Here is a 25,398-nt window from a genome sequence, read left to right on the forward strand (position 1 = left end):
ATGGGGGACAGCGCGCTGCGTCCCCCATGCGAGCTACCGGCGAATGTCCACCGCGCGGTGACGATTTGCAGACCGCTGAATCCGTAGCGTTCTCGCCATCGCCGCGGCGCTCCGGCCGCGCAATCTCCCGAAGGAACCATCATGCGATTGTTGAAGCAGCTCGTGGCCGTCGCGGCCGTCGCCTTCGTGGGCGGACAGGCCGTGGCAGCGGTGAACGGGAACACGCTTCTCACGCTCATTCTCGGCGTCGTGACGGCCGTGCTCGCGGTACTGGTCTACGCCCGGGTGGTGCGGTGGTCCGAGCGCCGCGCGCCGGTGGAGGTGGCCAGGGAAGGCGCCGTCGCCGCCGTCGGCCGGGGGCTGCTGATCGGCGTCGGGATGTTCGCGGCCGTCATCGTGAACCTCGTCTTCCTGGGCGACTACCGGGTCGACGGCTGGGGATCGGTGATGGGTGCGCTCGGGCTGTTCGGCTTCATGGCCGCCGCCGCCGTGACGGAGGAGCTGCTGTTCCGCGGCGTCCTGTTCCGGATCGTCGAGGAACGCACCGGCACCTGGGTGGCGCTGACACTGACCGGCCTGCTGTTCGGCCTGTCGCACCTGGCGAACAAGGACGCCACCCTGTGGGGCGCGATCTCCATCGCCATCGAGGCCGGCTTCATGCTCGCCGCCTGCTACGCCGCCACCCGCAACCTGTGGGTGCCGATCGGCCTGCACTTCGGCTGGAACTTCGCGGAGGCCGGCATCTTCGGCACCGAGGTCTCCGGCAACGGCAAGACAGAGGGGCTGCTGCACGGTGTGACGTCGGGCCAGGCCCTGCTCAGCGGCGGCAAGTTCGGGCCGGAGGCGAGCGTGTACTCGGTCCTGTTCGGCGCGCTGCTGACGATCGTGTTCCTGTGGCTGGCCCACCGGCGTGGCAACCTGGTCCCTCTCCGGCGCAGCGCCCGGGCCGCCACGACCGCTACGCTCGCCCAGTGATCGACCTCCGGCGCGTCCCGGACCTGTGGCGGCGGTGTGATGTCACGGTCCGGGATCTCCCGTTCGCGCTGCTGATGGTCGCCCTGGCGTTCCTGCCGGCGTTCCGCGACCAGCAGACCCAGGTCGGCGGCCTGCCGACCCGCCCCTCCGACGCGCTGACCTTCGTCGTGATCGCCCTCGAGTGCCTCCCGCTCGCCGCGCGCCGGCGGTGGCCGGCCGCCTGTCTCTCCCTGGTCTCGCTCGGCTTCGTCCTCGACCAGCTCCGCGCCTACCACACGGTCACGGGCGCCGGACTGGCCTTCGCGCTGGTGAGCGCGGGCGCCCATCTGGAGCGCCACCGGCGCGTCACCGTGGTGCTGCTCTCCGCGGCGTATGTGCCGCTGGCGGTCGCGCTGAGCCGGCTCGGTGGGACCGAGGGGCCGGGCGAGTACATGACGTTCTACCTGGTGCTGGTCTTCGCATGGGGCGTCGGGTCCTGGCTGCGGGCCACCCGGGCCGCCGAGGCCGAACGCCGCCGCCACGTCGCCGAGGCGACCCGCGCCGCCGAACGCACCCGCATCGCCCGCGAACTCCACGACGTCGTGACCCACCACGTGACGGCGATGGTCGTGCAGGCCGAGGCGGCGCGTTACCTGACCGCCGCGCCCGATCGCCTCGAGGCGACACTGAGCGCCGTCGCCGACACCGGCCGACGCGCCATCACCGACCTGCGGCACCTGCTCGACCTGCTCAACCCCGACCACGACAGCGACGGCAGGACGCCGTCCGTCGGCGAACTTCACACGCTCGTGGAGCAGACGCGCAGTGCCGGACAGCCGGTGGAGTTCACCGAGGAGGGCAGTCCGGCGGAGTCGGCCGGCAGCGCCGAGTTCGTGGCCTATCGGGTCGTACAGGAGGCGCTCACGAACGCCCTCAAGTACGCCCACGGCAGTCGTACCGGCGTCCATGTGCGCTATGGCGAAAGAGAGATCACCGTGCAGGTCAGCACCGATGGTTCCGGCTCGCGGACCGGTTCTCCCGGCGGCAGCGGGCGGGGCCTCGCCGGTCTCCGCGAGCGGGTCGACGCCCTGGGCGGTGAGTTCAGCGCGGACCCCCGGGCGGGCGGTGGCTTCGTCGTCCGGGCGCGCATCCCCGCGGGGAGCCCGTCATGACCGCGCCGGTCCGGGTCCTGGTCTGCGACGACCAGGCGCTGATCCGTACGGGGTTCGCGACGATCATCGATGCGCAACCCGACCTGGAGGTGGTGGGCGAGTGCGGGGACGGGCGCGCCGCGGTCGACCTCGCCCGCCGGCTGAATCCGGACCTGGTGGTGATGGACGTACGGATGCCGGTGCTCGACGGCATCGCGGCGACCCGCCTGCTGGCCGGGCCCGGGGTGGCGAATCCCATCAAGGTGCTCGTGGTGACGACGTTCAACCTGGACGAGTACGTGTACGAGGCGCTGCGCGCGGGGGCGAGCGGGTTCCTGCTCAAGGACGCCCCACCGGCGCAACTGCTGCACGGCATCCGCACCGTCGCGACCGGTGCCGCGCTCCTGGCGCCCGAGGTGACGCGGCGGCTCGTCGGCAGGTACGCGGCGCGGATCCGTCCCACCGAGGGCACGCCGGACGGCGTCCCGCTGACCCGGCGCGAACTGGAGGTTCTGCGCCTCATCGCGAGCGGTCTGTCCAACAGCGAGATCGCCGCGACGTTGGTGATCAGCCAGGAGACCGTCAAGACGTACGTGTCGCGCATCCTCACCAAACTCGATCTGCGGGACCGCGTGCAGGCCGTGGTCTACGCCTACCGCAACGGCCTGGTGACCTGATCACCGAGTTCTCATGCGGTCAGCCGTGTGCCACGGTCAGGGCGTAGAACTTCACCTTCGCGCCCTTGCTGGTGCTGTCCGACGCGGACTGGTTGTAGTCGCCGGCCTTGAAATACTGGTGGTAGGAGCCGAAGCCGGAGGCGATCGGGTAGCTGGTCGTGCTGCCGTTGACGGTGATCTGGATCCGGCCGCCGACGATCGCGATGACGTAGCTCCACTGGGTGCCGAGCGCCACGTTGGCCAGGGTGTGGAGGGCCTGCCCACCGTCGGGGGAGTTCTCCAGGCCGAGGACGATGTCCCCGTTGCTGTGGTAGTAGAGCTCGAGCAGCGGTTTGGTCGAGGAGCCGCCGCTGCCGAGGTGGATCTGCCCGACGCAGACGTTCGAGGTCACCGAGACGATCCGCAGCCTCGCCGACAGCCGGTGGGTGCCGGACAGCGACCAGTCGGCGGCGCTGCCGTCGGCGTTCATCTCACGAAGCTCGGAGCGCGGGTAGTTGGAGTTCGGCGTGGTGACCCCGGACTCGGGGTCCCAGAAGGTCATCGAGCCGTCGTTCTTGTCGGTCCAGAAGTACGCGGGGTTCGTGTACCCGTTGGCGCCCTTCAACTGTGCGGGCGGGATCGTCGTCGGAGAGCCGGGCGACCCGATCGGGAGCTGGAGCTCCCACACCGACAGGTCGAAGTTGCCGCCCGGTGGGACGCTCGGATCGAGCGCGGTGGAGGAGGCGGCCGCGGTACGGGCCGTCGTAGTGCCGACGACACCGGACAGGGCTGCCGCGATCACCATGGCGCCGACCGTGGTGATCATCTTCCCGTGGATACGCCGCGGCGTGCCGTTCTCTGCTGTCACGCACGTTCTCCTTCACGGTGCGCACGCCTGTCCGGCGGCGCGGAGCTCCGAAGGCGACCGGGAACGCAGCCGGATCGGTCTCCTGACGGGGGTCAGACTCGGGCGATGACGCCATGGTAAGTACGTGGTCAGATTTTGTAAAGATAGTTAACAGTAACTGCCGGGCTCACCCCATGGGACCCCGAACAACGGCGGGGCCGGTGGAGGAGCGGACGATGAGCTCGGTCGCGAGCTCGACGTGGAGTGCCTCGTGCTCGTGCTGGTCGAGCAGTCGGGTGTAGAGCGTGACGGCCATGCGGCCCATCTCGGCCAGCGGCTGCCGGACGGTGGTCAACTGCGGGTGCGTCGCGCGGCTGAGGTCGATGTCGTCGAAGCCGGCGATCGAGAGGTCGTCCGGCACCCGCAGGCCGCGCTCGGCGGCGGCGCGCAGGGCGCCGACGGCCATCTTGTCGTTGAAGCCGACCAGTGCCGTGGGCGGGTCGGGCCGGTCGAGCAGTTCGCCGGCTGCCCGGTGGCCGTGGTCGACGGTGGGCTCGGGGACGTGCCGCATGAGGTCCGGGGTGGGCAGGACACCGACGTCGGCGAGCGCGGCGAGATGACCGGCGGTGCGGGCGTCGGTGACCAGCCAGTCGCGCGGGCCGGCGATGATGCCGACGCGGCGGTGTCCAAGGGTGACCAGATGGGACATGAGCGCGCGGGCCCCGGTGAAGTGGGCGGCCGAGACCGCCGCGATGTCGCGCGGGGGAGTCGTGCGGGGGTCGACGACGACGAAGGGGAAGCCGCTGTCGCGCAGCCGGACGAGGTCGTCGGCGGGTTCGGGCGGCAGGATGAGGATGGCCCCGCCGACCCCGGATCGTGCGGGCAGGCCGCGCAGCGCGTCGGTGCGCTGGGCGGACTCGCCGGCGTTGAGGAGCACTTCCAGCCGCTGGGTGGCGGCGGCTTCGGCGATCGAGGAGACGATGAGGCCGAAGTAGTCGCTCAGGACGTACGGGCAACGGACGTAGATGACGGGTGAGCGCCGGTGCGGCGGTCGGCGGCCGAGCCTCCCGGCCGCCTCCAGCACCACCTCGCGGGTGCGCGGGGCGACGTTGTCCTGGCCGTTGAGCACGCGGGAGACGGTGGCGATCGACAGCCCGGTCTCCTCGGCGACCTGCCGGACGGTTGCTCGCTGTCGCACAGGCTGATCCTCTTTCATCGCCCGTTACATGCGGCCTCCTTTCCCGAGGGTAGTCGAGGGCCCCATGCCACCTCGAACCCATGATCCGAGGACGCGAGAGCTGTGTCCAGGATGAGGACGTTACTTTCTTCACGCCGAGAAAAAAGATCCGTCATCTGATTGACACGTTGTTGCGTTCGGTGTTTCCTTCCAGTTGCCGCCGCTGCGACGTCCGGGTCGGTAGCCGGCGGTGGCACCGCACGTATCGGACCTTCGAGGACCGTCACGCAGTGACGGGGTCCGGCCCCGCCCGTCCCCGCCGACGCCGGCGTCCGCCTGGCGCGACGGGCCGTCTCGAACAGGGAGCTCCGGCATGCCTCGACCTGGTCACCCGTTGCCGCGCGGTAACGCCCTCATATCCCCTCGTACGGCGCACCGCGGCCGGAGCCTCTCCGCCTGACCCACCCCTGAGCCCCGCCGTGCCTCGACGGCGGCAACGGACGGACCGACCCGGAACCGGACCGTCCCGACGGGGCCCGGCACGTGCCCGCCGGCGCGCGCCGGGCCCACGGAATCCGCCATGCCTCCGCTGCGATCCCCGCGATCCGCCCCGAAGCGAAGGAATCCCCATGCGACATCTGTCGGGTAGGCGCACGCTCGCGCTGAGCTCGGCGACCGCGCTGGCGGCCGCCGCACTGTGCGCCCTTGCCGCAGCGCCCGCGTCCGCGGCCATCTCGGTCAACACGCCTTACACCTTCGTCAGCGCCAACAGCGGCAAGTGCGTCGACGCCGCCGCGGCCGGAACCGCCAACGGCACCGCCGTGCAGCAGTACACCTGCAACGCCAGCACCGCCCAGCAGTGGCAGCTGAAGACCGCCGCCGACGCCGGCTACTACGTGATCGTCAACTCCAACGGGTCGCAGCCCGCGATCGACGTCGACGGCCCCTCGACCGCCGACGGCGCCAAGATCCATCTGTGGTCGAACGGCGGCTGGGCCAGTCAGGAGTGGCAGCCGGTGCAGGAGTCCGGCGGGAACTACCACTTCGTCGACCGCTACAGCGGGAAATGCCTGGACGTCCCCGGGGCGTCGACCGCCGACGGCGTCCAGCTCCAGCAGTACACCTGCAACGGCACGGGCGCCCAGTCGTTCACCCTCACTCCCGTGGGCGGGAGTACGCCGCCGACCAACCCGAACAACCCCGATCTCGGGCCGAACGTCAAGATCTTCGACCCTTCGATGGCGGCGTCGAGCATCCAGTCCACGATCAACTCGGTCTACGGCTCCCAGCAGACCAACCAGTTCGGCACGAACCGGTACGCGCTGCTGTTCATGCCCGGCAGCTACAACGTCGACGTTCCGGTCGGCTTCTACACCCAGGTGGCCGGGCTCGGCGCCCAGCCCACCGACGTCTCACTGACCGGCGGCGGCGTGCACGTGGACGCGGCCTGGTCCGGTGGCAACGCCACGCAGAACTTCTGGCGCGGAGTCGAGAATCTCTCTGACACGCCCGGCTCCGGCACCCTGGAATGGGCGGTCTCGCAGGCCGACCCGTTCCGGCGCGTCGACGTCCACGGCAACATGACGCTGGACGACTACACCTCGGGCAACAACTCCAGCAACTGGTCGTCCGGCGGATACATCGGCGACAGCCGTGTCTCGGGCCAGGTCAACTCCGGCACCCAGCAGCAGTTCCTCACCCGCAACACCGCGATGGGCAGCTGGACCGGCTCGAACTGGAACATGGTGTTCGTCGGCGACACCGGCGCCCCCGGGCAGTCGTTCCCGACGTACACCAACGTGTCGGCGACACCGACACTGCGCGAGAAGCCGTACCTCTACGTCGACTCCACCGGCCTCTACAACGTGCGGGTGCCCGCCCAGCGCACCAACGCCGTCGGGCCCGACTGGACCTCCGGCAGCACCGCCGGCACGACCATTCCCATCACCCAGTTCTACGTCGTCAAGTCCGGCGACACCGCGGCGACCATCAACGCCGCCCTCGCGTCCGGCAAGAACCTGCTGGTGACCCCCGGGGTCTACCACCTGAACGCGCCGCTGAACATCACGCGGCCGGACACCGTCGTGCTCGGGCTCGGCCTGGCCACGTTCGTACCGGACAACGGCGTCACCGCCATCACCACCGCCGACGTCGACGGCATCGACATCTCCGGGCTGATCATCAGTGCCGGCACCACCAACAGCCAGACGCTCATGCAGGTCGGCCCCGCGGGCTCCTCCGCCGGCCACGCCGCCGACCCCATCACCCTGCACGACGTCTTCTTCCGCGTCGGCGGCGACGTCGCCGGCAAGGCCACCCAGTCGCTGGTGGTCAACAGCAGCAACACGATCATCGACCATTCGTGGCTCTGGCGCGCCGACCACGGCAACGGCGGCACCGTCGGCTGGAACACCAACACGGCGGCCAATGGCCTCGTCGTCAACGGCGCGAACGTCACGGCGTACGGGCTGTTCACCGAGCACTACCAGCAGTACCAGGTGGTGTGGAACGGCAACGGCGGCCGCACGTACTTCTACCAGTCCGAGATGCCGTACGACGTCCCCAGCAACGCGAGCTGGACGCCGGGCGGCGGCACCAACGGCTACGCCTCCTACAAGGTCGGCGCGGGCGTCACCTCTCATCAGGCGTGGGGGCTCGGCGTCTACTGCTACTTCAGTACGAACTCCGGCGTGGTCGCCGACCGGGCCATCGAGGTCCCGTCCACCGGCTCGGCCTTCCACGACATGGTCACCGTCTCCCTCGGCGGCACCGGGACCATCAGCCACATCATCAACAACTCCGGCGGCGCCGTCCGCTCCGGTAGCACCGTCGCCTACCTGACCAGCGGCCCCTGATTCGAGAGCCACGGGAGTGAGGGCTCCGCCCTCACTCCGCCTTCCCCGCCCTCACCCCCACCGCAGGAGGAGACCCCGCATGACCCGCCCCCGCCTCAGACGACTCATCGCGGCGCTCGGCGCGCTGCCGTTGGCGGCCGCCACGCTCATTGGCGTCACGGCCGGCTCGGCGTCGGCCGCCGCCAACCCGGGCCCAGGCTTCCCCGCGCACTACGCCGCCCCGTACGCGGAGATGTGGAACGACCCGTCCACCCTCATGAACGCCTACAACGCAACCGGCAACAAGTACTACACGCTGGCCTTCGTCATCAGCCAGGGCACCTGCAACGCCACGATCAACGGCGACACGCCGATCAACGACGCGGGCTGGAACAACGCCGTCAACAGCCTGCGCGCGGCCGGCGGCGACGTGATCGTGTCCTTCGGCGGCGCGGGCGGCACCGAACTGACCTCGTGCGGCACCGTGGCGGCGATGCAGGCGCAGTACCAGAAGGTCATCGACCAGTTCAATCTGACCCGCATCGACCTCGACATCGAGGGCTCCACGCTGGACGACACGGCCGCCAACGACCGGCGCAACCAGGCCCTCGCCAACCTTCAGCAGCAGTATGCGGCGCAGGGCAAGACCCTGACCGTCGACTACACCCTGCCGGTCAGCCCCTCCGGCCTGGAGTCCGACGGCGTCGCCCTGCTGCAGAACGCCAAGAGCCACAACCTCAACGTCAACCTCGTCAACATCATGACCATGGACTACGGGGGGTCCATGGACATGGGCCAGGCCGCGATCAGTGCGGCGAACGGCCTGCACACCCAGCTCGGCCAGATCTGGACCAACAAGACCTCCAGCCAGCTGTGGGCGATGGAGGGCAACTGCCCGATGATCGGCGTCAACGACGTCAGCAGCGAGGTGTTCACCACCTCGGACGCCCAGGACCTGGAGTCCTTCGCCGCGAGCAACGGCATCCAGGAGCTCACCTTCTGGTCACTCGGCCGGGACAACCAGGGCTCCAGCGGCACCCCGCAGAGCAACTACCAGTTCACCAACATCTTCAAATCGATCACCAACGGCGGCGGGACCACCCCGCCGCCGGGGGCCACCCCGATCCACGGCTACGGCGGCAAGTGCGTCGACGTCGCCGGCGCCGCCACCGCCAACGGCACCAAGGTGGACCTCTACACCTGCAACGGCACCAACGCGCAGCTGTGGACGCACAGCGGCAACACCTTCCAGGCGCTGGGCAAGTGCCTCGACGTGACCGCGGCCGGCACCGCCAACGGCGCCAAGGTCCAGCTGTACGACTGCAACGGCACGGGCGCCCAGTCCTGGACCGTCGGAGCCGGCAACAGCCTGATCAACACCAACTCCGGCAAGTGCCTCGACGACACCGACTGGAGCACCGCCGACGGCAACCAACTGCAGATCTGGACCTGCACCGGCACCGCCAACCAAAGCTGGACGCTCGGCTGATCCCGTAACGTCCCACGAGAGCTCGGCGAGACGCTCGGCTGGTGTTCTCCAGCCGAGCGTTTCGCGTGGTCTGGTCAGTGGCCCCCCATTCGGCGCATGGCACGCCTACCGGACGGCGACCCTCGGCCGGAACGGCGCCTTCCGCCCCTTCCGAGCCCGCCGGCGCCGACCTGACGGGCTCCGAATAAGGGTGAAATGTCGTACCCGGCTCGTACGGTTCGGGCTGTCGACGCGGAAGGCGACGTTTATTCGCCTTCTCCTGCCCCCGTCTCCCGAGCCCTTTTGAAAGGCCCGATGTCCGTGGAAACGACCCAAGAGACCACCTACCTCGAACTCTCCGAAGAGGGCGATGGAGCGCACAAGTTCTATGAGGTCACGGTCGACGGCACGACGATGACCATTCGGTACGGCCGGATCGGCGACGCCGGGCAGCGCAAGACCACCACGTTCTCGGATGCGGCGAAAGCGAAGGCGACGGCCGCGAAGAAGATCGGGGAAAAGGTCCGTAAGGGCTACGCCCCCGCCGTACGCGGAGTCCGGAAGAAGCGGGGCTTCTCCCGTCGCCAGGCCATGAGCGCCCACGTCGGCGGCGCGTCGGCCCCCGTCGGCCGCCCGGCGACGCGGCGGGCTCCGGTCCTGTGGCGGTACGCCTCGGGCTCCGCCGCGTTCGGCATTTTCATCGACGAGCGGCTGTGCATGGTGGGCAACGAGGCCGGCCTGATCACGTCGCTGACGCACGACGCCCAGGTGGTCCAGCAGGTCCGGCTGCCCGACGGGGTGAAGTGCATCGTCGCCGACGACGCCTGGCTCTACGCGGGCTGCGACGACGGCAACGTCTATGACCTGTCCGGAAAGGTGCCCAGGCTGGCGTACCAGATCTCCCCGGACATCGACATCTACTGGCTCGACATCCACGACGGCATCCTCGGCGTGTCCGACGCCGGCGGTGGCGTCGTCGCGATCGACCACGAGGACGAGTTCCTGTGGCGCCGGCAGGGCCGCGGGGCGGCGGGCTGGATGGTGCGCTGTGACGCCGCCGCCGTTCACCACGGTCACAGCGGCGGCGTCACCAGCTATGACTGGCGTACCGGCAAGGAGCTGTGGCACCAGTCCACCGGGCCGGTGCTCTTCGGCTGGCAGGAGCGGTCGACGGTCTACGCGGGGACCTCGACCCGTACGGTGGTGCGGCTGCGCAAGGACGGCGGCCGGGAGCGGACCTACCACTGCGACGCACCGGTCTTCTCGTGCGCGACCGCGGAGGACGGCCGGTACGTCTTCGCCGGGGACAACCAGGCCTCGATCTACTGCTTCGACGAGGACGGCACCCGCCTGTGGAAGCTCGCCACCGGCTGCGGTGCCGCGTACTCCATGCAGTACCACGACCAGCGCCTGTACATCGTGACCACGGACGGCTCACTGGCCTGCGTCGACGCGAGCGAGGAGGCCATCAGGTCGGCGGAGCGGGGCTCGGTCCCCGACGTCGTCGACGTCAAGGCGCCGACCGTGGTCGAGACGGTCACCCCGTCGACCACCGTCGACGTCGTCGCCGACAGCAGCGGGGGCGTCGTCGTGGAGTGCTTCGAAGATCACGGCCACCTTCGGGTCCGCGTGGTCTCTCCCGGATTCGACCAGAGCTGGCGGGTCCAGTTCCCGAAGGGAATCCGCGAGCGCGGTGCCCGGTACGTCGTCGCCGAGGTGCGCGAGTCCGGCCGCGGCGGTTTCTACCGCGCCTACGGCGACATCCACCGTCTCGCCTGACGGCGCCCGGTCGTCGAGGGGCGTGGGCCGGTCACCGACGGTCCTCCACGGGACCCGCGTGCCCGGCGGCCGTCAGGGGGTGCGGAACCCGCGGAAGGTCACGTGCTTGCGGGTCTCGAAGCCGAGCCGTTCGTAGAGCGCGGTCGCACGGGTGTTCGCCGCGGCCACGTGGAGGAAGGGACGTTCGTTCCGCGCCAGGACGCGCGCCACGAGCGCACGTACCAGGTGGGCGGCGTGGCCGCGCCCGCGTGCTTCCGGAGCGGTGCAGACGGCGCTGATCTCCGTCCACCCCCGGGGCCGGAGCCGTTCGCCCGCCATCGCCACCAACGTGCCGTTGTCGCGGATGCCGACATAGGTGCCGAGTTCGTGGGTGCGCGGCCAGAACGGCCCCGGCCGGCCCCGCGCGACGAGGTCGAGCATCTCGGGCACGTTGTCCGCGCCCAGTTCGACCACGCCGTTCTCGATCTCGGCAGGAGGACGATCGGGGCGGCCGCCGCCGGGCCAGATCAGCTGGAGACCTTCGAGGACGAAGACCGGCTCCCAGTCCGGCGGCGGAATCACCGGGCAGCTGAACATGTCGGCGAGTTCACCTCGACCGAGCAGCCGGGCGAGGTCGGCCCACTCCGCCGGATCCGGGTCGGTGGACACCGCGGAGAAGGTCGAGACTCCCGGCAGATAGGTGGCGGCCCGGCCGAGTCGGCGGGCGAGGTGCGCGTGCTGACCGCGGAGTGACTCGCCCACCGGGTCGTCGAGTGCCACGGCGTCGCTGTCCGCCATCGTGCTGTACCTCTCGGGTCCTAGGGGGTAGTCGCCATGAGCGCCGCCACGATGGGCTTCACCCGCTGTGACCCGACCGACCGGGCCGCGCTGGAGACCCTCGACGTGGGCTCCTACCAGCACGTCATCGTGCTGTCCGACGACACCTACGAGCCGCAGCACGCCGACGCGCGCACGCTGGTCACCCTGCTGCACCTGCGGGACATGGAAGAGCGCATCGGGGATCCGTACTCGATCGTCAGCGAGATCAACGACGAGAGCAACCGCGAGGTCGCCCAGGTCACCAAGGCCGACGACTTCGTCGTCGGCGCCCGGCTCATCAGCCTGCTGCTCACCCAGCTCACCGAGAACCACGACCTGCGGGACGTGTTCGCCAACCTCCTGGATCCGACCGGGTCGGAGATCTACCTCAAGCCGGCCGGCGACTACCTGCTGCCCGGAGCGTCCGCGAACTTCGCCACCGTCATCGAAGCCGCCCGAATGCGCGGACAGACGGCGCTGGGATACCGGCGGCGTGATGGGTTCCACCGGCCGCCCGGCTATGGCGTGGTGCTGAACCCGGACAAGGCCGCCCCGCTCACTCTGTCCGCCGACGACCGCGTCATCGTCCTGGCCGAAGAATGAGATCGCCGCGTGGCCCGACGTGGGCCATGCGGCGGGGCGGCTCACAGGCGCGCTGAGATCAACGTCCTGTCGAGAACGTCGTACATGACGAGAAGGGTGCTGAACGCCCAGAACGAGACGGCCGACCACAGGTTCCGTTGTCTGGCCATGGCGGATCGCCATGCCGGGGACGGCCGTAGCCCGTCATCGCGGTCGTACGGATCGTGCAGGGGGGCGCCCGAGGACACGAACACCCGTCCCCCTTCCGTGGTGTTTCGAGAACGCCTTGCTGTACGCCTTCGGTTATATCTGTCACTTGTTCAAGTCTGCAAGTATCCTGGTGTCAGGGGTCCGGTCGTGGACGCGCTGTCCTCGAGCTGGCGAGGTCGTGCGGCAAGGAGGGCGACGATGGGGGAGTTGTCCCCGTGGCACTGGTTGATCGTCGCGGTGGTCGTGCTCGTGCTGTTCGGGTCCAAGAAGCTCCCAGAGGCGGCCCGGTCGCTGGGACGCTCGCTGCGGATCTTCAAATCCGAGGTCGGCGGGTTGCGTTCCGACGATGAGGGCTCGCCGCCGGTCGTGACCACCGACGCGGCTCCGGGTTCGGCCGGCCCCACGGGAGCGGGTCGGGCCGAAGTTCCGACCGAGGCCGTCCGGTCGGGCGGGGATGATCAGTGACGCCTGCGGCGGGCATCGCCACGTCGGCGGCGCGGGTGAGCGGGAGAGGCGATGTTCGACATCGGAATCGAGAAGTTCGCGCTGCTCCTGGTGCTCGCGGTGATCATATTCGGGCCCGACCAGTTGCCTCGGGTCGCTCGCCAGGCGGGCCAGACACTGCGTCAACTCCGCCGACTGGCCGCGAACGCCACCAGCGACCTCAAGGAGGGACTCGGCCCCGAATACGCCGACCTGGACCTGGCCGACCTCAACCCGCGTCGCTTCATCCAGAAACACCTGATCGAGGACGTCGATGAGCCACGCCAGGTCGAGCGGCTCGGCGCGGGGCTCCATGGCCGTGGTCGCGCGCCGTACGACACCGAAGCGACCTGAGCACGTCGGCCGTGGCCGAGGTCCGTTCGGTGCCGGCGTCGCCATCTTCGGTGGAATCTCGCGCGTGACCGCCGGTTTCTCCGCAATCGGTTGAGGGCTTTGTCCGCATCTGATATTTGTACAACTCAGCAACTGTCGGATCGGGGCTGATGGATCCGACCATGCCGCAGCCCGTATGACGGAGTGACTTCGGGCTCAGGACGCTTGACCCTCGTGTCGGCGATCGGCAGATCGGGAGACTGTATGGCTCTGCGTCAGGTCGACCGGCGCGTGGTCTCGAGCCGCCAACCGGTTCCGGTGGCGGGATTGTGGCGGGCGCTGGGCCTCACGCTGGCTTCGGCGTTCGTGTGGGGCGTGGCGCATCTGCGGGCCCGTCGCCATCTGGCCGGCTTCGCCCTGATGGGGTTGTACGCGGCGCTGGTGGTGGGCACGGTGACGGCCGGGCTGGCGTTTCAGGAGAAGCTGAAGCAGATCGCGGTCCAGCACACCTGGCTCGGCGTCATCACGGTCGGTCTCCTCGTCCTCGCCCTGGTCTGGGCGGGTGTCGTCATCCGCTCCTACCAGGTGGTCCGCCCGGTCGGTCTGCCGTTCGCGATGCGGGCCGTGGCGGGCTCCTTGGTCATGGTGATGACCCTGTTGGTCTGCACGCCGCTGGTGTACGCGGCCAACAGCGTCTACGTCCTGGGGAACACGCTGGCCAACATCTTCCCCGGAGACGACCACTCCGGTCAGCAGGTGAACGCCGCGAACCCGTGGAAGAACCTGCCCCGGCTCAACGTGCTGTTGCTGGGCGGTGACGGCGGCAAGGACCGCACCGGGATCCGCACCGACAGCATGACGGTCGCCAGCATCGACACCAAGACCGGCGACACGGTGCTGTTCGGCCTGCCCAGGAGTCTGCAGAAGTTCCCGATGCCGCCCCGGCTGCGTTCCCGGTGGCCGAACGGCTATACCGGGGACCCCGGCGACCAGGGGCTGCTGAACGAGCTGTACATCATCGGGGAGCGGCACCCCGAACTCGAGCCCGGCTACAAGAAGGGCCAGCGCGGTCCGCATCTGCTCGAAGACGTGCTCGGGTATCTGCTCGGCCTGAAGATCAACTATTACGTCCTCGTCAACCTCGGCGGCTTCAAGGACATCGTCAACGCCATGGGCGGCGTCCGGGTGCACATCGACAAACGGCTCCCGATCGGCGGTGAACCCGAGCGAGGCATCCCGCCGTCCGGCTACCTCGAACCCGGCTGGCACAAGCTCGATGGCGAGAAGGCGCTGTGGTACGGCCGCAGTCGGCATGCCGATGATGACTTCCACCGGATGGATCGGCAGAAGTGCCTGCTGAAGGACATCGCCGACCAGGCCGATCCGCAGACGGTCGTCACCCATTTCGAAAAACTGGCCAAGGCGGCGCAGAGCACGATCTTCACCAACATCCCGTCGGGGCTGCTGCCGGCCCTGGTGAAGCTGTCCGGCTCGGTGAAGCACGGAGCCGACATCAAGAACATGGCCTACAACCCGTACAAGATCCCCGGATTCCACGTCTACCAGCCCAACGTGGCGGTGATGCGCCGGGTGGCCGCCAACGCGATCGCGGGCGGCGGGAACCCACAGCCGTCGGACACGCCGACCTCCGCCGCGAAGAGGAAGAAGACGGTGACCACCCCGACGGCCTCGGCGAGCTCCGGCGGTGGCGCCGTCTCGCTGAAGAACGTCTGCGGCTGAATCCGGAGCCCGGGGTAGATGCCGAGGCTCGAAAGATCTCGCGGACCAGGTCGGACGTGGCGGGGCCGGTTGCACATCCGAGGCCTTCTCCGAGAGGCTGGCGTCGGGACAGGCGGCCGCCGAGCAGACGTGGAGGGTTCATGACGGATACCGGTGCCGGCGAGCCGGAACATCTGTCGCCCGAACTGCTCCAGGACATGGCGGGCACCTTCGGGCTGCTCGCCTCGACGATGCGTCTGCACATCATGTGGGTACTGGCTCACGGCGCCTGCGATGTCGGGACGATCGCCGGGTACGTCGGCGGGAGCGTCCCGACCGTCAGTCACCACCTGGCCAAGCTCAAGCTCGCCGGCCTGGTGCGGTCCCGCAGGGAAGGCCGGCGCCAGATCTACCTGGTCGACGACCCGCACATCGTGACGATCGTGCGGCAGATGGTCGACCGCATGCGAGACCGGTCCATCGGCTTGGGACGCCGTCGTGGCGTGGGCGCCTGAATCCGCCTCCGCCCTCCCCGAACCGCGGCCTGACGCGGCCGACGAACCCCGGCTTCCCGACGTACGCGGCCGGCTCGCCGAATACGCCGCCATGCCGGTCCTTCAGGTGCTCCGCCGACTGGACAGCGGACCGCGGGGGCTGGAGGAGGACCGGGCTCAGACGCTGCTGGCGCGTCACGGCGAGAACGCCATCGCCGGTCCCACGGCATCGCGCCGGGGCTCCCGTCTCCTGCACGCGCTGACCAACCCGTTCGTCGGGACCCTGCTGGTGCTCGGTGGGGTGTCGGCGGCCCTCGGCGCGTTCGGCGCGGCCACGGTGATCGGCGTGATGGTGCTGATCAGTTGCTGGCTGCAGGTCCGCCAGGAGCAGCGGTTCGATCGGGTCGCCGACACCTTGCGGGCGATGGTGGTCGCGACGACGACCGTCGTACGCCGTGCGACCAGCGACGCGCCCCCCACGAGCCGAGAGGTGCCGCTCGACCAGCTCGTTCCCGGCGACATCGTGACCCTGAGCCCCGGCGACATGATCCCCGCAGACGTACGGCTCCTGCGGTCGGCGGGCCTGGCCGTGGACCAGGCCGTACTGACGGGGGAGGCACTCCCGGTCGCCAAGCAGGCCACTCCCGAGGACGCCGTCCCGGACGTGTCGGCCGTCGGCCGGTCGACCGGCGATCTGGCGACCATCGACTGCCCGTGGCTGTGCTTCATGGGCAGCACGGTCACCGCCGGCACCGGTACGGCAGTGGTCCTCGCCACCGGCACCGCGACCTATTTCGGTGCCATGCACGCCCACCTGGCGCCACGACGCGCCGAGACCGCCTTCGACCGCGGGGTCAAGGGCGTGTCCCGGGCGCTCATCGGCCTCATGCTCGTGTGCGCCCCCCTGGTGTTCATCGTCAACGCCGCGGTGCACGGCATCCGGTTCGCCGCCCTGTGGTTCGGCATCTCCGTCGCGGTCGGTCTGACACCGGAGATGCTGCCGGTCATGGTGAGCACCGCGCTGGCCCGGGGGGCGCGAGCCGCCGTCCGCCACAACGTGGTCATCAAGCGGCTGCCCGCCATCCACAATCTCGGCGCGATGGACGTGCTGTGCACGGACAAGACCGGCACCCTCACCCAGGACCAGGTGGGCGTCGACTGCCACATCGACCCCGACGGCAGATCCGATCCGCAGGTCCTGCGCTGGGCGGCGCTCAACAGCGCCGTCGCCGCGGACGGCGACGCGATCGTCCTGTTCAACGAGCTCGACGAGGCGCTGCTGGCCTATGCCGATCAGATGAGCGTTCCGGTCGACGACGTCACCGCCGTCGAGGTGATCCCGTTCGACTCCACGCGCCGGCGCGGCAGCGTCGTCGTACGAGAGGCAGGTCGCCCGGGGACCGACCTCATGATCACCAAAGGCGCCGTGGAGCAGGTCCTGGAATGCTGTACCCGGCTGCGCCGCCAGGACGGTGACGTCCCGCTCACAGCCGCGGACCGGCAACGGCTCGGCGACGTCGGCGACCGGTACGCCGCCGACGGGGTACGGCTGCTGGCCGTCGCCATCGCCGACAAGCCGGTGCGTCCGCGCGCTTACGGCCCCAAGGACGAACGAGACCTCACGCTGATCGGGTTCGTCGGCTTCCGCGACCGTCCGCGCGAATCCGCGGCCGCCGCGGTGCGGTCCCTCGCGGCGCGCGGCGTCGCCGTGAAGGTCCTCACCGGAGACCATCCGCTGGTCGCCGCGCGCATCTGCCGGGACGCCGGCATCGACCCCGGGCGGATCGTGCTCGGGGACGACATCGAGGCGCTCAGCGACGCCGAGATCGGTGACCTCGCCGACCGGACCACCGTGTTCGCGCGGATCGACCCGGAGCAGAAGGCGCGGATCGTCCGGGTCCTGCGATCGACCGGCCGCACGGTGGGGTTCCTCGGCGACGGGGTGAACGACTCACCCGCGCTCCGGGACGCCGATGTGGGGATCACCGTGGACGGCGCGGTCGCCATCGCGCGCGAATCCGCGGACGTCGTCCTGCTGCGTGGTGACCTGCTGTCGGTGGCCGAGGCCGTCACCGAAGGGCGGCGGACCTTCACGAACATCAAGAAGTACCTGGAGATCACGATCTCCTCGAACTTCGGGAACGTCCTGTCGATGCTGGCGGCCAGCGTCCTGTTGCCGTTCCTGCCGATGCTGCCCCTGCAGATCCTCGTCCAGAACCTCTGCTTCGACCTGTGCCTGCTGCCGCTCGCCTTCGACCACGTCGACCAGCGCGCGCTGCGCCGACCGCAGACGTTCGACTCGGCCCGGCTGACCCGATTCGTCCTGTGGCTCGGACCGGTCAACACCCTGGCCGACCTGACCGCGTTCGGCATCCTGCTCCACATCACCGGCCACCATCCCGGACCGGCCGCCCAGGCGATCTTTCACACCGGCTGGTTCGTCGAGAACCTGCTCACCCAGGCGGCCGCGGTCCACCTCCTGCGCGGCCGCCGACTGCCCTCGCCGCGCGACCACGCCGCGTTTCCGGTCCTGCTCGGTACGACGGCGATCGTGACCATCGCCCTGGTCCTCCCGTGGTCCCCCCTGGCCGCTCCGCTGAGCATGACGGCCCTGCCCGTGGTCTGCCTGCTGGCACTGGTCCTCGTGCTCGTCCTCTACTGCCTTCTGATCGGCGCGGCCAAGACCGCGTGGCAGAAGGTCGAAGGACGTACGTCACGTCCGACCCGACAGGGGACGCGGTCACAAGCGCAGCGGTAGAGATCGCAATCCGGAACACCGCCACCGTACGCCGGTGGGAGGCCGGGCCTACCAGCAGCGAGGAAGCCGGTCGTGGCGTCGGCCCAGGTGGCGGGCGCACTCTGGGGGCATGGGGAACACTTCATGAACGCCGGGTTCTCGCGACCTCGCTCGCCTTGGGGTCACGTCGTCCAGGCCGCCGCCGCCCTGGTGGCGGGAATGGGCGTCGGCCGTTTCGTCTACACCCCGATCCTGCCTCTGATGCACGCCCAGGCCGGCTTGTCGGCAGGGGACGGCGCGAACCTGGCCTCCGCCAACTACGTCGGATACCTGCTCGGTGCTTTCGCCGGCACCTTCCTTCCACGGCTGGTGCGCTCCTCGGTCGCCCTGCGCGGCTCCCTTCTGGCGTTGACCGTGACGCTGGCCGCGATGCCGTTCACCCGCGCCACCGCGGCGTGGCTGGTGCTCCGGCTGCTCGCCGGCGCGACCAGCGCACTGATCTTCGTCATCGCCGTCAGTTCTCTGCTCAGCCACTTGCGTGACGACCCCGCTCATCTGCCCGGCTGGGCGTTCGGCGGCGTCGGCGCCGGCATCGCCGCGTCGGGGCTCCTGGTCCTGATCCTGCACTCGGTCGCCGACTGGCGCGTCGCCTGGTGGGCCTCCGCCGGTCTGGCCGCGGCGCTCACCGCCGTCTCCTGGAACCTGCGGCCCGAACCCGCACCCGATTCGGCGAGCTCCGCGTCCGCAGTACGAGAACAGGCCGACGGCCCGCGGGTGCACCGCTGGTTCAGTACCCCTCCTGGGGGCGTCATCGTCCTGGCCTCCGCTGTCGCGGCCGCCGTTCTCCGGGTCGGATTCCCCCACCGCATGCCGTCTCCGGGCCATCCGGCCCTCGCGCTGGAGGACGAGTGAAACGCATATCGCTGCTCACCGACCGCCGGGTCACGTGACGTCGGCGAGACCAGAAAAGCCAGTCGACCGGTCGGCTAGTAGCCCTCGGGTCGCGGAATCCACACTCATCTCGGAGAAGGTCATCATGAGCTTTCAGGACCAGAAGGTCGCAGTCATCACCGGCGCCTCGCAGGGCATCGGCGCCGGCCTCGTCGAGGCCTACCGCAAGCTCGGCTACGCCGTCGTCGCCACCTCGCGCACCATCGCCCCCTCCGGCGACGCGGACGTCGTGACCGTTCAGGGCGATATCGCCGACCCCGCCACCGCCGAACGCGTCATCGCCGCCGCCGTGGAGCGATTCGGCCGTGTCGACACGCTGGTCAACAACGCGGGCATCTTCGTCGCCAAGCCCTTCACCGATTACACGCAGGACGACTACGCCGCCGTGACCGGCGTGAACCTCACCGGTTTCTTCCGGATCACGCAACCGGCCGTCGAGCAGATGCTCGCCCAGGGCGGCGGTCACATCGTCAACATCACCACCAGCCTGGTCGACAGCGCCGACTCCCGGGTCCCCTCCGTGCTGGCCTCGCTGACCAAGGGCGGGCTGCAGTCCGCCACCAAGTCCCTCGCCATCGAGTACGCCACCCGCGGCATCCGCGCCAACGCCGTCTCACCGGGCACCATCAAGACCCCCATGCACCCCGAGGAGACCCACGAGGCCCTCGCCGCCCTGCACCCCGTCGGCCGAATGGGGGAAGAGAGCGACATCGTGGACGCGGTGATCTACCTGGAGAACGCCCCGTTCGTCACCGGTGAGATCCTCCACGTCGACGGCGGCATGAGCGCGGGCCACTGAGAACCCCGCTCCCCGGCGCCGGGCAACCGCAGGCTTCCTTCCACTCGACAGGAGAACCGGTGATGCACGACATGACGGACACCGACGAGATCCTCCGCGGCGTCCTCGACGAATGGAAGGCGGGCGTTGACGCCCACGAGCCGCAACGCGTCGCCTCCCACTTCACCGAAGACGCGATCTTCCAGGGGCTGCATCCCTACAGCGTCGGAAGGCAGGGCGTCGCCGACTACTACGAGTCTCAGCCCCTGGGCCTGTCGGCCGCCTATCGCGTTCTGGAGAGCAGGCGCCTTTCGGACGATCTCGTGCTCGGGTACCTCGCCGTCGACTTCTCCTTCACCGACCGCCCCACGGTCAACGTCCACCTCAGCGTGCTGGTGAAGCGGATCGCGGAGGACTGGTACGTAAGCCACTACCAGGTCTCCCGCCTCGCCTAGATGTCCGCTGGTCGAGGCGGGCACGGCGGCGCGTCCGGTGGTCAGTGTCAGCGCGACCGCTCATCGTCCGGCGTACCGGCCGTCCGAGCCCGGCGTTCGGCACGGCGTTCGGTGTATCGGGCCGCCGTCGTCTCCAGGCGTTCCATGAAGTCCGACAGTTCTTGGCGGGCCTTGTCCCCCTCGGCGCCCAGGCCTTCGAGTTCGAAGATCCGCCACTGCCGCAGGACCGGGGACAGGACGTCGTCGAGATGGATGCGCAGGTCGTAGATTTCCGCGTTGGCGATGGCGGCCGACTTGCGCAGGAAGCCGTCGATGGTGTGGCCGGGCATCTGGAAGTTCGTCACGACGTCGGTGACGGCGCGCATCGTCTCGTCGGGGGACAGTTCGAAGGCCGCGGCGAGGAGGTTGCGGTAGAAGAGCATGTGGAGGTTCTCATCGGCGGCCACTCGCGCCAGCAGCCGTTCGCATACCGGGTCGCCCGAGGCCTTGCCGGTGTTGCGGTGAGAGACGCGCGTCGCCAGTTCCTGGAACGAGACGTAGGCGAGGCCGTGGAGCATCTTGTCGCCGTGGTCGGCCTGGTAACCGCTCTGCATGTGCTTCATGCGGGCCCGTTCGAGCGCGATCGGGTCCACGGTCCGGGTGACGGTGAGGTAGTCGCGGATGACGATGCCGTGGCGATTCTCCTCGGCCGTCCAGCGGTCCACCCAGGTGCCCCACGCGCCGTCCCGGCCGAAGATGGTGGAGATCTCGCGGTGGTAGCCCGGCAGATTGTCCTCGGTGAGGAGGTTGACGATCAGCGCCTCCCGCGCCGCGGGCGAGACCGAGGAGTCCTCGGGTGCCCATGGTTCGCCGTCCAGCGGACCGTCGAAGTCACGGCCGCGGCTCCACGGCACGTACTGATGCGGGAACCATTCCTTCGCCGTGGACAGATGACGGTCGAGCTCGGCCGCGACGACCGGCTCGAGCTCGATGAGCAGCTCGGACGTCGTCTTGGGCCCCGATGTGAACGGCACTTGATCCCCCCGAAGAGACATGACATGAACACTGCCGACCGATCGGCATCGATGATCTTCATACCTGAGACCGTCTTCGCCCCGTGGTATCGGCACGAACGAAGAGGCCTCGCCTGTCCAGATACCCCGTGCCCGCGGCTTGCTGCCCGCCTGCCGGTAAGGGGTTCTCGCGCCTGGAACGGTCAGGCGTGAGCGAAGGTCACGCCGCGGCGCGGTGATCGGTACGCACGTGGCCGAGCTGGGCGTCGGCGAGGGTGGGGCGGACGACGAAGGCGTGGTCGAGGCCGGTGATGCGCAGCAACTTGGCCACGTTCGGGCGGGGCGCGGCGAAAGTGACGGCGAGCCCGTGCAGCCGCGCGCGGCGCTGGGTGCCTACGAGCAGGGCCAGGCCGGAGGCGTCGCAGAAGGAGACGGCGGACAGATCGATGATGACCGGCGTGGTGGTGTCCGCGAGGATGGTGAGGATCCGGGTGCGGAGTGCCGCGGTGGTCGCGATGTCGAGTTCTCCGCGTATCGCGATGACGGTGTGGCGGGGTAGGCGCCGGCTGAAGAGCCTGGCGCGGACGGTGCTGTGATGCATGGGTAAGTCTCCGGTTCGAGATGCCGCGGCCGAGTACGGCCGCGGTGAGCATGCAGGTCGAGGCGCGTTCTGTCTCCGACTGGAAACGGGTGCCCCAGTGGGTAACGCGCCGACCGTGCTGGAAATTGCTAGATCACGGCGAACGAAGCCACTCGGGAGCCGGCTCGATCGATGGAGCACGGCACCTCCGCACTGTCGTCATGGACCGACATGCGGTGGTATGGGGCTTAATGATCGCCCGACCCGTCTTGGCCTGTGACTGAAGGCCGCGCTAGTGAAAAGCCGGTGAGGCGTCGACTCGACCGCCGACGCGGAAGCTCCTCGGTCACTGTCGAGCATACTCCTTCGGTAGCAGGTCAAGGTGGTCGCCGCTCTCGTGCGGCCCGGTTGCCCGGGCCCGGTTGGGCGTTCCCGCGGGCTTTGATCAGCGAACATGGCCTACTGTTGCGTAATGAGACGTTCCCACGCCGCCACCCGGCGTCACTTGCCCACCAGCCCCTTCAAGGCCCCGGTCGTCGCGCCGGTCGAGGAGTTCGCCTTGCGGGACCAGGTGAGCCATGACAGGTACGGCCTCGGTGTGGTCACCGGTGTCGAGGAAGGCATCGCCGTGCTCGTGGATTTCGGTTCCCATACCGAACGAATCCCGGCGCCCTACGCCAAGCTCGTCAAGCTGTGAGACGGGAACCGTAGCTCTGCGCCGACGCTACTCCTGCCGTTGCGGGCATGCCCGCGGCGGCGGCGTCACGCCTACCGGATGGTCGGCCGATCGGCGTCGACCACCGTGGCGGCGTTCCGCTCTCTGCGGCGATAGGCCGTCATCGTGCTGTGGGTGTGCCGCCAGGTGATGTGGTGGATGCTGGAACCGATCGGCGTCCATTCCCGGGCGAGAAGCCGAAAGAAGTCGTCATCGGCACAGCGGCCGCCCGCACCTTGCCCGATGTAGATCAGCAGGTCGCCGGTGTAGGCGTGGAGGGCATCGCTCGCCCATGGGTCGCCCTGAGACGGCCAGCACAGCAGCAGGGCGCGGTCGGGGTGGTGCCGGGCGGCCGCCGGGCCGTCTCGCCGGACGGCGGAGTATTCGGTGCCGTCGGTGTAGGTGTTGGCGGAGGAACTGACGGGCTCGTAGGCGATGGCGTCGATGCCGGCCTGTTCCGCCTGCCACACCCAGTAGCCCGAGCCCGCGCCGATCTCGACCAGGCCGCGACCGTTCAGGATCTGGGTGAGCCAGGCGATGTCGCCAGGTGAGGGGATCGCCCATGAGTAGCGCTTGGTCAGCAGGTGATGCCCGACGGGAAGTCCGCGGGCGAAACCGTCGGGACAGATCCCCTGCCCGGCCTCGCGCACGGACGGCAGCTGCCGGACGATCTCCCAGTACGGGTTGTCGACACCGGCCGGGGTGACCTGGTCGTAGGCGCTGCCGGCGATCCGGAAGGCCGTCGCGGGGCCCGCGAGGCCGGATCGTTGCGCCCACCACTGGTGGATCTCGGCGAGCTCTGCTGACACGGTCACCCTGACCTCCTTGGCAGACTCCTCGGACGATATACACCCGACTGCGGACGAAGGAACGACGCTCAGGGCCTGAAACCGGTAAGAGACGGTTGTCACCGTCGTGTCCGTTAGCCGCTTCCGACCTACCGTCGCATGGGCGGCGGCCGGGTCCGGCGGCCGCCCGGTGGCGGATAGCGTTGGCGTTCTATGACAGCAACCCTTGTCGCGAAGGACGTCGCCGCAGGGCACGGTGACCGTGTCCTGTTCTCCGGGCTCGACCTGGTCGTCTCCCCTGGAGAAGTCGTCGGGCTGGTCGGGGTCAATGGCGCGGGGAAATCCACCCTGCTGCGGACCCTTGGGGGGCTGCTCGCCCCCGAGGGCGGTTCGGTGACGCTCAGCCCGTCGTCGGCGGCCGTCGGCTATCTGCCACAGGAGCGGGAGCGGCGCGCCGGCGAGACGGTGATCGACTTCCTTGCCCGGCGTACCGGGGTGGCAGGGGCTCAGCGGGAGCTGGACGCCGCGACCGAGGGCCTCGTCGGTGGGCGTGAGGGGGCCGAGGACGAATACGCCTTCGCCTTGGAACGGTGGCTGGCCCTGGGCGGCGCCGATCTCGAGGACCGGGCCGGGGAGGTGGCCGCCGAGCTGGGGCTGGCGGCCGGCCTCGATCAGCGGATGACCTCGTTGTCCGGCGGGCAGGCGGCCCGCGCGGGGATGGCGTCGCTGCTGCTCAGCCGCTATGACATCTTTCTGCTCGACGAGCCCACCAACGATCTGGATCTGGACGGGCTGGAGCGGCTGGAGCGGTTCGTCACAAGCCTGCGGGCCGGCACGGTGCTGGTCAGCCATGACCGCGAGTTCCTGGACCGGACGGTCACCCGGGTGGTGGAGCTGGACCTGGCCCAGCAGCAGGTGAACGTCTACGGCGGTGGTTACGCCGCGTACCTGGCCGAGCGTGAGGTCGCCCGCAGGCACGCCCGCGCCGACTACGAGGAGTACGCGAGTAAGGTCGCCACGCTGGAGCAGCGGGGCCGGACGCAACGGGACTGGGCCGCCAAGGGCGTCAGGAACGCCAGGAAGAAGGCCCGGGGCGCCAACGGGGGAGACAACGACAAGGTCGGCCGGAACTTCCGCGCCGACGCGAGTGAGAAGCAGGCCGCCAAGGTCCGCCAGACCGAGCGTGCGCTCGAACGCCTCGACGTGGTCGAGGAGCCCCGCAAGGAGTGGGAGCTGCGGATGGAGATCGCGGTCGCGCCTCGCGCCGGTGCCGTGGTGGCGACCCTGCGCTCCGCGGTGCTGCGGCTCGGAGACTTCACCCTGGGGCCCGTCGATCTGGAGATCGGCTGGGCCGAACGGGTCGCGATCACCGGTGCCAACGGGGCGGGCAAGTCGACGCTCCTGTCGGCGCTGCTGGGCCGGGCTCCGCTCACCGAAGGCCACGCCGCGCTCGGGCCGGGCGTGGTCATGGGCGAGGTCGACCAGGCGCGAGCGCTGTTCCTCGGCGAAAGTGCCCTTCTGGACGCCTTCGGCGCGGAGGTTCCCGAGTTGCCGCCGGCGGAGATCCGTACCCTCCTGGCGAAGTTCGGCCTGCGCGCCGCGCACGTGACCCGCCCCGCGGCGACGCTGTCCCCGGGCGAGCGCACCCGGGCAGCCCTGGCGTTGCTTCAGGCGCGGGGCGTGAACCTGCTCGTTCTGGACGAGCCGACCAACCATCTCGACCTGCCGGCGATCGAGCAGCTGGAGTCCGCGCTCGACTCCTATCCCGGCACCCTGCTGCTGGTGACCCACGACCGCCGGATGATCAACGCGGTGCACATCACCCGCCGTCTCCACCTCAGCAACGGCCGGGTCGCCGAGGTGGACCCGGGCTGAAACCAGAACCGGCCCCGCGTCGAACGGGGCCGGCGGAGATCG

23 protein-coding genes are annotated in these 25,398 nt (G+C 69.6%); 17 read left to right on the forward strand and 6 right to left on the reverse strand.

Translation table 11 applies throughout. The features are described from left to right. The first annotated feature begins 141 nt into the window (after positions 1–141). The 3 genes from ABD978_RS08950 to ABD978_RS08960 are packed head-to-tail and all read left to right on the forward strand — an operon-like array spanning position 142 to position 2,782. Positions 142–975 carry a CPBP family intramembrane glutamic endopeptidase gene (locus tag ABD978_RS08950; protein ID WP_345351382.1) on the forward strand — a complete coding sequence of 278 codons (834 nt, stop codon included), beginning with the start codon at positions 142–144 and terminating at the stop codon, positions 973–975. After that, a complete protein-coding gene (locus tag ABD978_RS08955; RefSeq protein WP_345351385.1) occupies positions 972–2,126 on the forward strand; it encodes a sensor histidine kinase in 1,155 nt (384 codons plus the stop codon). Before ABD978_RS08950 ends, ABD978_RS08955 begins: the two co-directional genes overlap by 4 nt. Beyond that, positions 2,123–2,782, forward strand: coding sequence for a response regulator (locus ABD978_RS08960; RefSeq protein WP_345351387.1), 660 nt, complete (start codon positions 2,123–2,125; stop codon positions 2,780–2,782). The genes ABD978_RS08955 and ABD978_RS08960 overlap by 4 nt, the downstream gene beginning before the upstream one ends. A 19-nt stretch (positions 2,783–2,801) precedes the next feature. Here ABD978_RS08960 and ABD978_RS08965 read toward each other — a convergent pair whose 3' ends face one another. After that, positions 2,802–3,629 (reverse strand): polysaccharide lyase family 7 protein, encoded by an 828-nt coding sequence (locus ABD978_RS08965; protein ID WP_345351390.1) that lies wholly within the window; start codon positions 3,627–3,629, stop codon positions 2,802–2,804. 166 nt (positions 3,630–3,795) lie between these two features. After that, on the reverse strand, positions 3,796–4,806 hold the full coding sequence (locus tag ABD978_RS08970) for a LacI family DNA-binding transcriptional regulator (RefSeq protein WP_345351393.1): 1,011 nt from the start codon (positions 4,804–4,806) through the stop codon (positions 3,796–3,798). 608 nt (positions 4,807–5,414) lie between these two features. On the opposite strand from ABD978_RS08970, the gene ABD978_RS08975 reads away from it, so the two are divergent. The 3 genes from ABD978_RS08975 to ABD978_RS08985 all read left to right on the forward strand — a co-directional run bounded on the left by ABD978_RS08975 (position 5,415) and on the right by ABD978_RS08985 (position 10,866). Further along, a complete protein-coding gene (locus ABD978_RS08975; protein ID WP_345351396.1) occupies positions 5,415–7,640 on the forward strand; it encodes an RICIN domain-containing protein in 2,226 nt (741 codons plus the stop codon). A gap of 79 nt (positions 7,641–7,719) precedes the next feature. Further along, a complete protein-coding gene (locus tag ABD978_RS08980) occupies positions 7,720–9,108 on the forward strand; it encodes a ricin-type beta-trefoil lectin domain protein (protein ID WP_345351399.1) in 1,389 nt (462 codons plus the stop codon). Between the two features lie 294 nt (positions 9,109–9,402). After that, positions 9,403–10,866 carry a WGR domain-containing protein gene (locus ABD978_RS08985; RefSeq protein ID WP_345351402.1) on the forward strand — a complete coding sequence of 488 codons (1,464 nt, stop codon included), beginning with the start codon at positions 9,403–9,405 and terminating at the stop codon, positions 10,864–10,866. Positions 10,867–10,938: 72 nt separating this feature from the next. Here the strand turns inward: ABD978_RS08985 and ABD978_RS08990 are convergent, their stop codons facing one another. Beyond that, complete coding sequence (locus ABD978_RS08990; RefSeq protein WP_345351405.1) at positions 10,939–11,643, reverse strand: GNAT family N-acetyltransferase; 705 nt, start codon at positions 11,641–11,643, stop codon at positions 10,939–10,941. Positions 11,644–11,679: 36 nt separating this feature from the next. Between ABD978_RS08990 and ABD978_RS08995 the strand changes: the two genes are divergently transcribed. The 9 genes from ABD978_RS08995 (at position 11,680) to ABD978_RS09035 (ending at position 20,406) form a co-directional block, all read left to right on the forward strand. Beyond that, complete coding sequence (locus tag ABD978_RS08995; RefSeq protein ID WP_345351408.1) at positions 11,680–12,267, forward strand: potassium channel family protein; 588 nt, start codon at positions 11,680–11,682, stop codon at positions 12,265–12,267. A gap of 387 nt (positions 12,268–12,654) precedes the next feature. Continuing rightward, positions 12,655–12,921, forward strand: a complete 267-nt coding sequence (gene tatA / locus ABD978_RS09000) for a Sec-independent protein translocase subunit TatA (protein WP_345351411.1) — start codon at positions 12,655–12,657, stop codon at positions 12,919–12,921. A 51-nt stretch (positions 12,922–12,972) separates the two neighbouring features. Continuing rightward, positions 12,973–13,293 (forward strand): sec-independent translocase, encoded by a 321-nt coding sequence (locus tag ABD978_RS09005; RefSeq protein WP_345351414.1) that lies wholly within the window; start codon positions 12,973–12,975, stop codon positions 13,291–13,293. 243 nt (positions 13,294–13,536) lie between these two features. Next, entirely contained in the window at positions 13,537–15,012 is a 1,476-nt protein-coding gene (locus ABD978_RS09010; protein ID WP_345351417.1) for an LCP family protein, read from the forward strand. Positions 15,013–15,152: 140 nt separating this feature from the next. Next, entirely contained in the window at positions 15,153–15,506 is a 354-nt protein-coding gene (locus ABD978_RS09015) for an ArsR/SmtB family transcription factor (RefSeq protein WP_345351420.1), read from the forward strand. Further along, positions 15,490–18,243, forward strand: coding sequence for a magnesium-translocating P-type ATPase (mgtA, locus tag ABD978_RS09020; protein ID WP_345351423.1), 2,754 nt, complete (start codon positions 15,490–15,492; stop codon positions 18,241–18,243). Before ABD978_RS09015 ends, mgtA begins: the two co-directional genes overlap by 17 nt. Before the next feature lie 72 nt (positions 18,244–18,315). Next, on the forward strand, positions 18,316–19,134 hold the full coding sequence (locus tag ABD978_RS09025; RefSeq protein WP_345351426.1) for a YbfB/YjiJ family MFS transporter: 819 nt from the start codon (positions 18,316–18,318) through the stop codon (positions 19,132–19,134). Positions 19,135–19,258: 124 nt separating this feature from the next. Continuing rightward, positions 19,259–19,972: an SDR family NAD(P)-dependent oxidoreductase gene (locus ABD978_RS09030; protein ID WP_345351429.1), complete on the forward strand. Its 714-nt coding sequence runs from the start codon at positions 19,259–19,261 to the stop codon at positions 19,970–19,972. A 62-nt stretch (positions 19,973–20,034) separates the two neighbouring features. Further along, the gene (locus ABD978_RS09035; protein WP_345351432.1) at positions 20,035–20,406 is read left to right on the forward strand and encodes a nuclear transport factor 2 family protein; all 372 of its coding nucleotides are present in this window, start codon (positions 20,035–20,037) and stop codon (positions 20,404–20,406) included. Between the two features lie 47 nt (positions 20,407–20,453). On the opposite strand, the gene ABD978_RS09040 is transcribed toward ABD978_RS09035, so the two are convergent. Both ABD978_RS09040 and ABD978_RS09045 read right to left on the reverse strand, forming a co-directional pair. Continuing rightward, the gene (locus ABD978_RS09040) at positions 20,454–21,419 is read right to left on the reverse strand and encodes an acyl-ACP desaturase (RefSeq protein ID WP_345351435.1); all 966 of its coding nucleotides are present in this window, start codon (positions 21,417–21,419) and stop codon (positions 20,454–20,456) included. 199 nt (positions 21,420–21,618) lie between these two features. Further along, positions 21,619–21,999 (reverse strand): STAS domain-containing protein, encoded by a 381-nt coding sequence (locus ABD978_RS09045; RefSeq protein ID WP_345351438.1) that lies wholly within the window; start codon positions 21,997–21,999, stop codon positions 21,619–21,621. Positions 22,000–22,450: 451 nt separating this feature from the next. Here ABD978_RS09045 and ABD978_RS09050 point away from each other — a divergent pair, with 451 nt between their 5' ends. Beyond that, positions 22,451–22,675: a hypothetical protein gene (locus tag ABD978_RS09050; protein ID WP_345351441.1), complete on the forward strand. Its 225-nt coding sequence runs from the start codon at positions 22,451–22,453 to the stop codon at positions 22,673–22,675. Between the two features lie 71 nt (positions 22,676–22,746). Here the strand turns inward: ABD978_RS09050 and ABD978_RS09055 are convergent, their stop codons facing one another. After that, entirely contained in the window at positions 22,747–23,508 is a 762-nt protein-coding gene (locus tag ABD978_RS09055; protein WP_345351444.1) for a hypothetical protein, read from the reverse strand. 186 nt (positions 23,509–23,694) lie between these two features. Between ABD978_RS09055 and ABD978_RS09060 the strand changes: the two genes are divergently transcribed. Next, positions 23,695–25,356, forward strand: a complete 1,662-nt coding sequence (locus ABD978_RS09060; RefSeq protein ID WP_345351447.1) for an ABC-F family ATP-binding cassette domain-containing protein — start codon at positions 23,695–23,697, stop codon at positions 25,354–25,356. The last annotated feature ends 42 nt before the right edge of the window (positions 25,357–25,398 follow it).

The sequence above is a fragment of the Actinoallomurus liliacearum genome, from assembly GCF_039542035.1.
In the GTDB taxonomy this organism is placed as follows: domain Bacteria; phylum Actinomycetota; class Actinomycetes; order Streptosporangiales; family Streptosporangiaceae; genus Actinoallomurus; species Actinoallomurus liliacearum.

Excerpts from the sequence above, each read along its gene's own strand:
- tatA (WP_345351411.1), top strand. The coding sequence starts at position 12,655 with ATGGGGGAGTTGTCCCCGTGGCACTGGTTGATCGTCGCGGTGGTCGTG.
- ABD978_RS08985 (WP_345351402.1), top strand. The coding sequence starts at position 9,403 with ATGTCCGTGGAAACGACCCAAGAGACCACCTACCTCGAACTCTCCGAA.
- ABD978_RS08995 (WP_345351408.1), top strand. The coding sequence starts at position 11,680 with ATGAGCGCCGCCACGATGGGCTTCACCCGCTGTGACCCGACCGACCGG.
- ABD978_RS08950 (WP_345351382.1), top strand. The coding sequence starts at position 142 with ATGCGATTGTTGAAGCAGCTCGTGGCCGTCGCGGCCGTCGCCTTCGTG.
- ABD978_RS08980 (WP_345351399.1), top strand. The coding sequence starts at position 7,720 with ATGACCCGCCCCCGCCTCAGACGACTCATCGCGGCGCTCGGCGCGCTG.
- ABD978_RS08960 (WP_345351387.1), top strand. The coding sequence starts at position 2,123 with ATGACCGCGCCGGTCCGGGTCCTGGTCTGCGACGACCAGGCGCTGATC.
- ABD978_RS09010 (WP_345351417.1), top strand. The coding sequence starts at position 13,537 with ATGGCTCTGCGTCAGGTCGACCGGCGCGTGGTCTCGAGCCGCCAACCG.
- ABD978_RS09015 (WP_345351420.1), top strand. The coding sequence starts at position 15,153 with ATGACGGATACCGGTGCCGGCGAGCCGGAACATCTGTCGCCCGAACTG.
- ABD978_RS09005 (WP_345351414.1), top strand. The coding sequence starts at position 12,973 with ATGTTCGACATCGGAATCGAGAAGTTCGCGCTGCTCCTGGTGCTCGCG.
- ABD978_RS09035 (WP_345351432.1), top strand. The coding sequence starts at position 20,035 with ATGCACGACATGACGGACACCGACGAGATCCTCCGCGGCGTCCTCGAC.
- ABD978_RS09050 (WP_345351441.1), top strand. The coding sequence starts at position 22,451 with ATGAGACGTTCCCACGCCGCCACCCGGCGTCACTTGCCCACCAGCCCC.
- ABD978_RS09045 (WP_345351438.1), bottom strand. The coding sequence starts at position 21,999 with ATGCATCACAGCACCGTCCGCGCCAGGCTCTTCAGCCGGCGCCTACCC.
- ABD978_RS08990 (WP_345351405.1), bottom strand. The coding sequence starts at position 11,643 with ATGGCGGACAGCGACGCCGTGGCACTCGACGACCCGGTGGGCGAGTCA.
- ABD978_RS09060 (WP_345351447.1), top strand. The coding sequence starts at position 23,695 with ATGACAGCAACCCTTGTCGCGAAGGACGTCGCCGCAGGGCACGGTGAC.
- ABD978_RS09030 (WP_345351429.1), top strand. The coding sequence starts at position 19,259 with ATGAGCTTTCAGGACCAGAAGGTCGCAGTCATCACCGGCGCCTCGCAG.
- ABD978_RS08975 (WP_345351396.1), top strand. The coding sequence starts at position 5,415 with ATGCGACATCTGTCGGGTAGGCGCACGCTCGCGCTGAGCTCGGCGACC.